Here is a 7,667-nt window from a genome sequence, read left to right on the forward strand (position 1 = left end):
AAGCCTTCGACTTAACCTTCTTTTACATCAATAATGGCTTCATTTAATGTCAGCATACTTTTTAAAACACCACCTTATTCTGATCAGTATTTTGACTAAAACACGGCGCTGTTAATTCAGTAACCGAACGTCCAGTGAGTAAACTCAATATCAAAGCTAATTTTGCGCGTAAAATTAAGCTGGTATCAGCCTTAGATGGTTGACAGAGCCTAAACACATCTTGAATCGAATTTAATGACAATCGCCATTTGGTCCAAACTAAACCAACATTTGCAGCTTCAATATGTTGAGAAGTAGACTTAGATGCATAAAGCCCTCGAATTAAATCGGATTGTTCGGCCAAAAAAAATGTAAACAATGGCTCCAATGGTGTTTCATCTTCTTCAATCTCATCATCCTCAAATACTTCAGAGACTAGACCACGATGAATTTCATCTACATCCTCTAAAGGTTGGATAGCAATACTTAATGAGCCGTATCGTTGCAAGATCAGTTTTTGATGCTTTAACCCTATACGGTGTAAAAACTCTCGACGTTTTTTCTTATTTTTTAGTCGATTCTTTTGCCAAATTTGGGATAAAAACAGCTTTAATGTATAAAAAACATCATTTAATCGTTTATCTTCAGAACCAGCAGACATCAGATGAATCAGTTGTTTCGGTCCGTTTTTAGTCAGTAATTTTTCGACTTGTTCTAAAATATCCTCATTACTTGGATCACCCAACAGCCTGATCGCTAAAAAGGCGTTATACACACGAGATCCTTTTTGATCTTTCAGCTTTATGCTTCCATCACCCTTTAAATAATGACTATAAAGCTTTAGAGTATGTACATTTTTTTGAAAGTAAAATATTTGCTCTAAAAACCAAATGATTACAGTATCAAAACGCTCATTATTTCGACTTCGTCCTGCTTGAATCAATAGCAAATCACAAATTCCACTGTCTCCAGTGTATGGACGTAATGGCGTGAGTTTATGTTTGTTTCTATCTGTTGTTTCTGAGAAAAAATGTGAATGTTGATCAGAATCCTGTAATGTACTAATTATCTTTAAAGTATTAAGCTCATTACGAAATATTGGTAATTCATGATCACCAATCAATGTGAAAATTCGCTGACAAATGACAACAATACCAGCTAAGCTATAGTGTGCACGCAACAAAAATAATGCTTGGATCAGTTCTTTTTCTTCTATATTTTCATGCTGCTTCATCCATTCTATGAGCTGCTTAAAATAAATATTCATAAACTGCTCCGAATACGATAGACTCTTGCCTTCTTCAAGTCTGTTAAAGCCAAAGCAACTTCTGCCATTGGTGCCACACGAACAATTTGCTGCTGATATTTTTGATAAAGTTCCTCCAGTCGAGGTAAAAATACAAAAAAGTCAGCTAAATGAAAATATGGTTGCACAGACTTGCCCAGCTCTTTTACTTTAATTTTTTCTAATGGCAAAAGCTTCTGGGCGATATAACCTGCTAAAATATTTTCGATTAAAAAAGTACCACTCACCACCGGTGGTGCCCAATCTACCAATTTTTGAACAAAGGAAATCGGTAGTTTTTTTAAAAAATGCTGTGTATGAAAAAATAAAGGCATTTCTTCTAGATCTAAATGCTTTAGTCGAAGTTCTTTTGCAACAACCATCTTATCCTGCACTTTATCCACTTTAGCCCAGTGTCTTCTTTTCACACTGTCCTTTAGAGTTTTTACATCACATAAATCCCTAGCGACAGCACGCAGTAACTTACGATATGTCGCGAGCAGTAGTAGTGCTTGATTTTTAATTTCTTCTGAAAACCTACTCTTTTCCCCATTAAGTAACATCATTTTCAAAACTAAAACAGGGCATGGTTTTTTAAACCTGCCTTCAGATATTGTTAATGCATCAATTATGCAATGGTACAATGGTGTCATCATTTTTTCTGCACAGTTGAGTTATTTTTAGCGTTAAAATAATAGACTAACATAGTCCCAAAATAAATAAAATTAAATCAAACAAATTTAATATCTAATAACAAAATATTTGATTTATATAATTTATTTATTAACTTTATTTTTATACCAATCCAAGAGCAAGCAACCAAGTACCAACCATCGCAAGAGCTAAAATATCACCTAAAATCATTTTGGTTTTCCTTAAATAAATTCACATTTCGCTTTTAATTATAGAAAATAAAACCCTTAAAACTTTTTTTCTAAAAACAATTATTCTTTTCTTAAAATATTTAAAAAGACTTATAAAACCACTTTAAGTTTGCTTAAAAACGCATACGCTGATTTTAATTGATTAAAATAAAACTCACGTTTTAATTTTTAGAGAAAAGTTAAAACCTTTTAAGGATTGATACTATGTATCTATTCCAACAGATAGGCGATCCCCTATGCACTCATTACCAGTTGACGCTAAATCAGCAAAACATTTTGCATCGAATCCTTTAAGTGATTGGGCAATAGGACTTGTCAAAGCTGATGCGGTGAATAACCACCTTAGTTTTGATGCTAACTGCAACCTTCAGTTAAGCACCGTTTTTGATTTTATTGCGATTGCGGATACCGAAGCAGAAGACTTTGAATCGCTGTTTTTAAAAGAGTTTGGTGAGGATTTCACACCATTAAGTCACCTTGAATATGAATCAGTGAATAGCTTGGCTGAAATGATTACATCGCAATATGACACGGCGATCGAAACCGTTAGACACATCATTATTGAACGTGAATTGAACTAAGGATCTGGACGCATGAATAAGCTTGTACTTGCCATTGAGTCAGGGCGTATTACTGACGGAGAAGTTTTATTTTTACAGTTGAATCAGCTTAAATCTGGTCAAATACCCGATATGGTAAGTAGACAGCAATTTGCTGAATTATCTGAAATGGTCAATGCCTTTCAGGATGTATGGATGGATGAACCAGTATCTTTTTTTCAGCCTATCCAAGACTTTTTAAAAGCGATTGATTTAGAAGTCTACAATGATTTCAGCACTGATTTTGACTTGTGGTACTACTACGAAGCACCAGAGCAAAAATACGAAGCAACAGTAGCAACTAAACCATTATTTTCGGCACCAAAACTCACCGCTACTGGTGAAGTCTACAACTGTCTATTGACCGTTGAACAAGCTCAAAACTATCTAAATAAGGCAATTCAATTTGCTCGTGACCATAACATGCCAGTGCCAAAGTCATGTAATGAACCGTTTATCGTCACAGATGGTTTAGAGGTTGGATCTGAGTTGATCTACTCAGGCGTAGGCACAGATAAAGCCGTATATACGGCAATACAGCTCATACAAGAGGCAATACTCAATAATGCTGGTAAAGAGCATGTGTTATGCCTAAGACGTTTTTCAAACAGCTTAAAACCATTGTTAAAGTCTGCATTAGGTAAGGAAGTTTACTTAACCAATTGCACACTAGGGAAGCTGGCAGATCTTCTTGATCGCCCTGAAACATGGTCAGAGTTCACAGAACACTTTAAACAAAACTAATCAAGCTCATGGCTTAAAACTTGGAGATACGACAATGCAACTACACAATTTGAATCCTGGTACCGATACAGTTCGCCACCTTTTGAAAACCGAGAGTGCTACATATAGTGGCGTTCCATCATGTGTGATCAATATCATTGGGCAAGCAAAAAAGACTGTTCCCAACTTTATTGAAGTGATTTTTGTTGAGGTTGTATTGTTTCATCCCAAAGATGGCGAAGTATACGAAATTGAAGTGAGTGCACCGTTACAGGTTGATCCTGTTGCCGAAGCTCACCGTATTGGAATGTTCAATCCAAGTGAAGCTAGAGCACTTATTGAGGGTGAAGTGCTGGATGTAGCAATCAATCTACAACGCAAGGCAATTGAGGAAATGATTGAATATGATTTGCTCTCAGAAGACGGTCTGGAGAAGTTCAACGCATGGAATGGGATCTCACCTGAAAGCCTATTGCTTGAAAGCTTTGAATGCGTGACCGAATACAACGGACTTCACAGCACACACTTTATGGCCAGCAAGGTGAAGCAAAAAGTAACCAATTACCTTAAAAGAGATTTGTTCTAATCAGATCCATAAAAAAGAGAGGTTTGCCCTCTCTTTTTTATGGCCATAGATTTATGGCCGTAAACGGTGTTTTTTAATTGATTAAAAAGGTTTTGGATTATTCAACCCATGAGATTAAATGAGGTGAGAAAGCCAAGTACTCCAGCTATACACATCACGAAAACAGCCCACAAAGATTGAGCGCCGTTAAACTGTAATGGCTTGGAATCATCAATCAACTTGAACACCCTTAAGATCCGCTGCATCACATTGTTTACACCAATCACAAAAAAGCCATAAATCACAGTAATGATTAGAAAATCATGTTGCTGGGGATGGTTACTTGCAAGCTTCAACATATATAAGTAGGCAAATATTGCTATTGAAGAAAGCGCATAAAAATATGCAAATACACAAGGCAGATAAATAAGCAGATCTTTAGTTGTCGCACGTATATGTTCTGAACGCTCATTTGATTTTTTCATTTAACAATATCCTCATTACAGATTTTTATAGCATTGGTATTTGTTCGATCAGTTGAGAACATAACTGAATGTTGTTTTTTCATAAGCATATCGACATCATCATTTATGAGTAGAGGTAATAAGGAATTTTAAAGGTTGAGCCATATTCCACTACACCAAGTTTTAAGCGTTGTGCTTATTTAATTTAATTATAGTGAAAAAGTTAGCTTATAAATTTTAAAAAAAAATTAATGACCATGGTTTTTATTAAAATATCTATATAGACAATTAAGCTAATTAGGTGGGCAATTATGAATATGTTGGTAAATATAAAAAGAGAAGTGCAAGCATCTGAATTAGACTTTATTGAAGTCGAAAAGCTAATTTTGCAATGCGAAAAAGCAAAATCGTCAATAAAGGTTATTTATGAAAGCATCAAAGATATTGAACTTGATGCTTACCAGATTGTGAGTGCAATCACCCGAAAATCATATTCATCATCATTCAATACTGAAGAATCTGCTTTAAAACAAATATCGTCATGCTTCTGGAGGAAGTTAACTGAGATCATCAATCTTAGAAACTTTATATCTGAAAAAGAATATGATGCGTTGTCAGATAAAATTGCTCGTCATGAAATTGAAGATTTCACGATGGATAACGTGAATGTATTTTTAGAATCTATCTGGTCTACGCGCCACATGGCATATGCTCGTAAAGTTGATTCATTGTTTTGCCAATTATCAAGCAAATACAAAACCAATCTTGGTGCTGGTATTAACCCGTGCGTGATCATTCATCACAATAGCTACCATTCTTATTGCAGACGAGATAATTTAGTGGAAGAAGTACGCTTTATAGCAAGGCAGTTATTTGGCAAGCCTTTAGACCACACTAGATTAGATAAACTCAGGTTAGATCGTGGTATCTGGCATAGCATTGATGATAATTTATTACGCATTAAGATCTACGAAAACGGTAACTGTCATATCTTGTTTAATCAATGCGTAGTTGATCGCATTAACCAGGTATTAAACCTGTTATATCCGAATCAAATTGGCATAGATCCAAATGTAAAACACAAACGCCGTGCGTATGATGAACCCATTTTATAAAGCTCATTAAAAAACCCTCAATTGTTATTGTTGTTTTTTTTTAGATATATACGGTACTAATTTTGCGATCGTGCCACTGGTGAACATACACTGACCATATCACTATGGATACTTGGGATAAATCATATCCCTTAAAGGCAGATTTAAATTTAGACTCCATTTTTCGGAGCTGCATTCTCTTATCACGAGATGGCTCTAATTCAATATCCCCAATGAATTGAGAATTGCAATAAGATCTTGTTCAGGTGTATCAGCAAGCACCGTCACGTTATAGCCACCGCTAAACTGGTGTAATTCAGCACAGTGCTCAACATCAGACGCCGTGAGTACCAATTCAACATCAAAATATTGAATCACTTTAAGCACCTGGTACTTTGCTTTAAAGAATCCGTTGTTTTCAGCTAACTTCATCGCTTCAGCAATGGTGATGTTTTCAAGCACAAGACGGTCTTGAGCTGGTTCATCTTCATATGTTTTAAAACTTAACAATTTAATTAAACTTAATTAATTAACTAATTGCTCGTTAAATTATTCTTAATGCATTACGGCGATACGGCTAATAGAAAAATCATATTAATACGCAAGCGATGTTTTTTAATTGATTAAAAAAAGATTGAAAATCTTATTTTTCGAGAAAAGTTTGCCAGGTTGTGTTTTCCCATAAAATGAAACTATCAAAAGCAGAAAGCTTAAAACTTGGAGTGAACAGCATGTCAAATTTAAACGCTCAATCAGTACAGTTACAAGGCACTTTATACATCGGTTTCCCTAAAACTTTTAGCGGTGCTCACATGGAAACATTGTTTGATGAAATCTCAGATTACATCGACAACAACTGTGATTTAACCCTTGCGGATCTTCAAGCGGATAGTGACTATGCTCAACTTCAATTTCAACAGCACATGCCGACATTGGCTGATAAAACAAATTTCTTCTTCATGGACGTTGAAATCTACGTTGCAACATTAAAAGAAAACTTTGGTCATACATCAGTACTCGACCAAGTTACCTCAGTAAATATCTTTGGCAAAAACCTTGAAGACATTTGCACGTTAATGGCTCAAAACGGCTACGCATACGACCGTATAGAAGATTGTTGGTCACGCGAACTTTCTTAATTCAATTCACCCATACGCACGGATAACGTGCGTATGCCACTGAATCACATTTGAGGATATAAACCATGCAAAACCTAATTACAGCGCATTGCGAGCTAACCATCAAACATGATGAAAAACAGCAAAAAAATGTCGGGCCTGTTGTTGTGACGTTTGGGGCGATCTTTACTGCTGAGTCGGTGAATGAACTGTTTTGCGCTATATGCCAAGACGGAATCAGATTTAAAGCAATCTATAACCCCGACAATATGTATTTTTTACGCCATGAGCTAAGCCCAATTGCTGATTTGTCAGTTAAGACAGACCAAGACGGCAACATTATTGTCAGTGTGATTGCATCCACTAGCCCATATTTTGAGATCAAAGTACTAAAAAATGGTTTTACCAACTCAGACACCTTAAATAGTTCTGCGATTCGCACGTTGGTTCGCAACCATCAAAGCCCATTCCAAGAGCAAATTTCTGACTACTTTGAAACAGACCAAATTTTTAAAACCATGCAAGCAATTTTTGCACACACGTATTTAAGCCGATAAGGAACTTCACCATGACGACCGCTACTGCTACCGCTGAAAAGACCGTGTTCAAACGTGAAACGTTGGAGCTGAAGAACATCCATGTTTACACCCAAAACGACCGCATTAACCAAAAGAGTCGCGTTGGCGACCGTGCATACGACAATGGATTAGTGAAAGACATCCTGTTCAGCCCTATGCTTTGGGCTACCCCTGAATTTTCATCTAGCTATGTTACTCAGATTCAAATTAAAGGCACACGCATTTATGATTCACTTTGCAGTTATACTGGCGTTCGCACCTATTTTTATAAGTTGTCAGACAGTGAGTTTGGGTGCATGTATTGATGTGGTTCCGTTAATTAGACCACTCAATCTAGTTTTATAAGTGATAAATCCGCTCTAAATATTTAAATTATGC

General features: G+C 36.0%; 10 protein-coding genes and 1 pseudogene. 7 read left to right on the forward strand and 4 right to left on the reverse strand.

The features are described 5' to 3' along the window. Positions 1–70: 70 nt before the first annotated feature. Both PV763_RS16485 and PV763_RS16490 read right to left on the reverse strand, forming a co-directional pair. Positions 71–1,246 (reverse strand): annotated as a pseudogene (locus PV763_RS16485) (site-specific integrase); the annotation flags it as partial. After that, on the reverse strand, positions 1,243–1,920 hold the full coding sequence (locus PV763_RS16490; protein ID WP_420938231.1) for a hypothetical protein: 678 nt from the start codon (positions 1,918–1,920) through the stop codon (positions 1,243–1,245). The gene PV763_RS16490 and the pseudogene PV763_RS16485, both read right to left, overlap by 4 nt. A gap of 464 nt (positions 1,921–2,384) precedes the next feature. Here PV763_RS16490 and PV763_RS16495 point away from each other — a divergent pair, with 464 nt between their 5' ends. The 3 genes from PV763_RS16495 to PV763_RS16505 are packed head-to-tail and all read left to right on the forward strand — an operon-like array spanning position 2,385 to position 4,056. After that, complete coding sequence (locus PV763_RS16495) at positions 2,385–2,729, forward strand: hypothetical protein (RefSeq protein ID WP_005028585.1); 345 nt, start codon at positions 2,385–2,387, stop codon at positions 2,727–2,729. Between the two features lie 12 nt (positions 2,730–2,741). Further along, entirely contained in the window at positions 2,742–3,491 is a 750-nt protein-coding gene (locus PV763_RS16500; RefSeq protein WP_234631464.1) for a hypothetical protein, read from the forward strand. A 34-nt stretch (positions 3,492–3,525) separates the two neighbouring features. After that, positions 3,526–4,056: a hypothetical protein gene (locus tag PV763_RS16505; protein ID WP_338841468.1), complete on the forward strand. Its 531-nt coding sequence runs from the start codon at positions 3,526–3,528 to the stop codon at positions 4,054–4,056. 101 nt (positions 4,057–4,157) lie between these two features. Here PV763_RS16505 and PV763_RS16510 read toward each other — a convergent pair whose 3' ends face one another. Further along, positions 4,158–4,520, reverse strand: coding sequence for a hypothetical protein (locus PV763_RS16510; RefSeq protein WP_063454714.1), 363 nt, complete (start codon positions 4,518–4,520; stop codon positions 4,158–4,160). Between the two features lie 290 nt (positions 4,521–4,810). Here PV763_RS16510 and PV763_RS16515 point away from each other — a divergent pair, with 290 nt between their 5' ends. Further along, positions 4,811–5,614 (forward strand): DUF4942 domain-containing protein, encoded by an 804-nt coding sequence (locus tag PV763_RS16515; protein WP_005005990.1) that lies wholly within the window; start codon positions 4,811–4,813, stop codon positions 5,612–5,614. 195 nt (positions 5,615–5,809) lie between these two features. On the opposite strand, the gene PV763_RS16520 is transcribed toward PV763_RS16515, so the two are convergent. Next, positions 5,810–6,103: a hypothetical protein gene (locus PV763_RS16520; protein ID WP_005028596.1), complete on the reverse strand. Its 294-nt coding sequence runs from the start codon at positions 6,101–6,103 to the stop codon at positions 5,810–5,812. 221 nt (positions 6,104–6,324) lie between these two features. Between PV763_RS16520 and PV763_RS16525 the strand changes: the two genes are divergently transcribed. The 3 genes from PV763_RS16525 (at position 6,325) to PV763_RS16535 (ending at position 7,594) form a co-directional block, all read left to right on the forward strand. After that, positions 6,325–6,732: a hypothetical protein gene (locus PV763_RS16525; RefSeq protein WP_005005986.1), complete on the forward strand. Its 408-nt coding sequence runs from the start codon at positions 6,325–6,327 to the stop codon at positions 6,730–6,732. Positions 6,733–6,797: 65 nt separating this feature from the next. After that, positions 6,798–7,268 (forward strand): hypothetical protein, encoded by a 471-nt coding sequence (locus PV763_RS16530; RefSeq protein WP_005005983.1) that lies wholly within the window; start codon positions 6,798–6,800, stop codon positions 7,266–7,268. A gap of 11 nt (positions 7,269–7,279) precedes the next feature. Next, positions 7,280–7,594 carry a hypothetical protein gene (locus tag PV763_RS16535; protein ID WP_420938232.1) on the forward strand — a complete coding sequence of 105 codons (315 nt, stop codon included), beginning with the start codon at positions 7,280–7,282 and terminating at the stop codon, positions 7,592–7,594. The last annotated feature ends 73 nt before the right edge of the window (positions 7,595–7,667 follow it).

It is taken from the genome of Acinetobacter sp. AS5 (genome assembly GCF_048957595.1).
In the GTDB taxonomy this organism is placed as follows: Bacteria; Pseudomonadota; Gammaproteobacteria; order Pseudomonadales; family Moraxellaceae; genus Acinetobacter.

What these genes read in the sequence shown, in the direction of transcription:
- PV763_RS16505 (WP_338841468.1), top strand. Translation starts at nt 3,526, where the DNA reads ATGCAACTACACAATTTGAATCCTGGTACCGATACAGTTCGCCACCTT.
- PV763_RS16490 (WP_420938231.1), bottom strand. Translation starts at nt 1,920, where the DNA reads ATGATGACACCATTGTACCATTGCATAATTGATGCATTAACAATATCT.
- PV763_RS16500 (WP_234631464.1), top strand. Translation starts at nt 2,742, where the DNA reads ATGAATAAGCTTGTACTTGCCATTGAGTCAGGGCGTATTACTGACGGA.
- PV763_RS16495 (WP_005028585.1), top strand. Translation starts at nt 2,385, where the DNA reads ATGCACTCATTACCAGTTGACGCTAAATCAGCAAAACATTTTGCATCG.
- PV763_RS16510 (WP_063454714.1), bottom strand. Translation starts at nt 4,520, where the DNA reads ATGAAAAAATCAAATGAGCGTTCAGAACATATACGTGCGACAACTAAA.
- PV763_RS16515 (WP_005005990.1), top strand. Translation starts at nt 4,811, where the DNA reads ATGAATATGTTGGTAAATATAAAAAGAGAAGTGCAAGCATCTGAATTA.
- PV763_RS16525 (WP_005005986.1), top strand. Translation starts at nt 6,325, where the DNA reads ATGTCAAATTTAAACGCTCAATCAGTACAGTTACAAGGCACTTTATAC.
- PV763_RS16530 (WP_005005983.1), top strand. Translation starts at nt 6,798, where the DNA reads ATGCAAAACCTAATTACAGCGCATTGCGAGCTAACCATCAAACATGAT.
- PV763_RS16535 (WP_420938232.1), top strand. Translation starts at nt 7,280, where the DNA reads ATGACGACCGCTACTGCTACCGCTGAAAAGACCGTGTTCAAACGTGAA.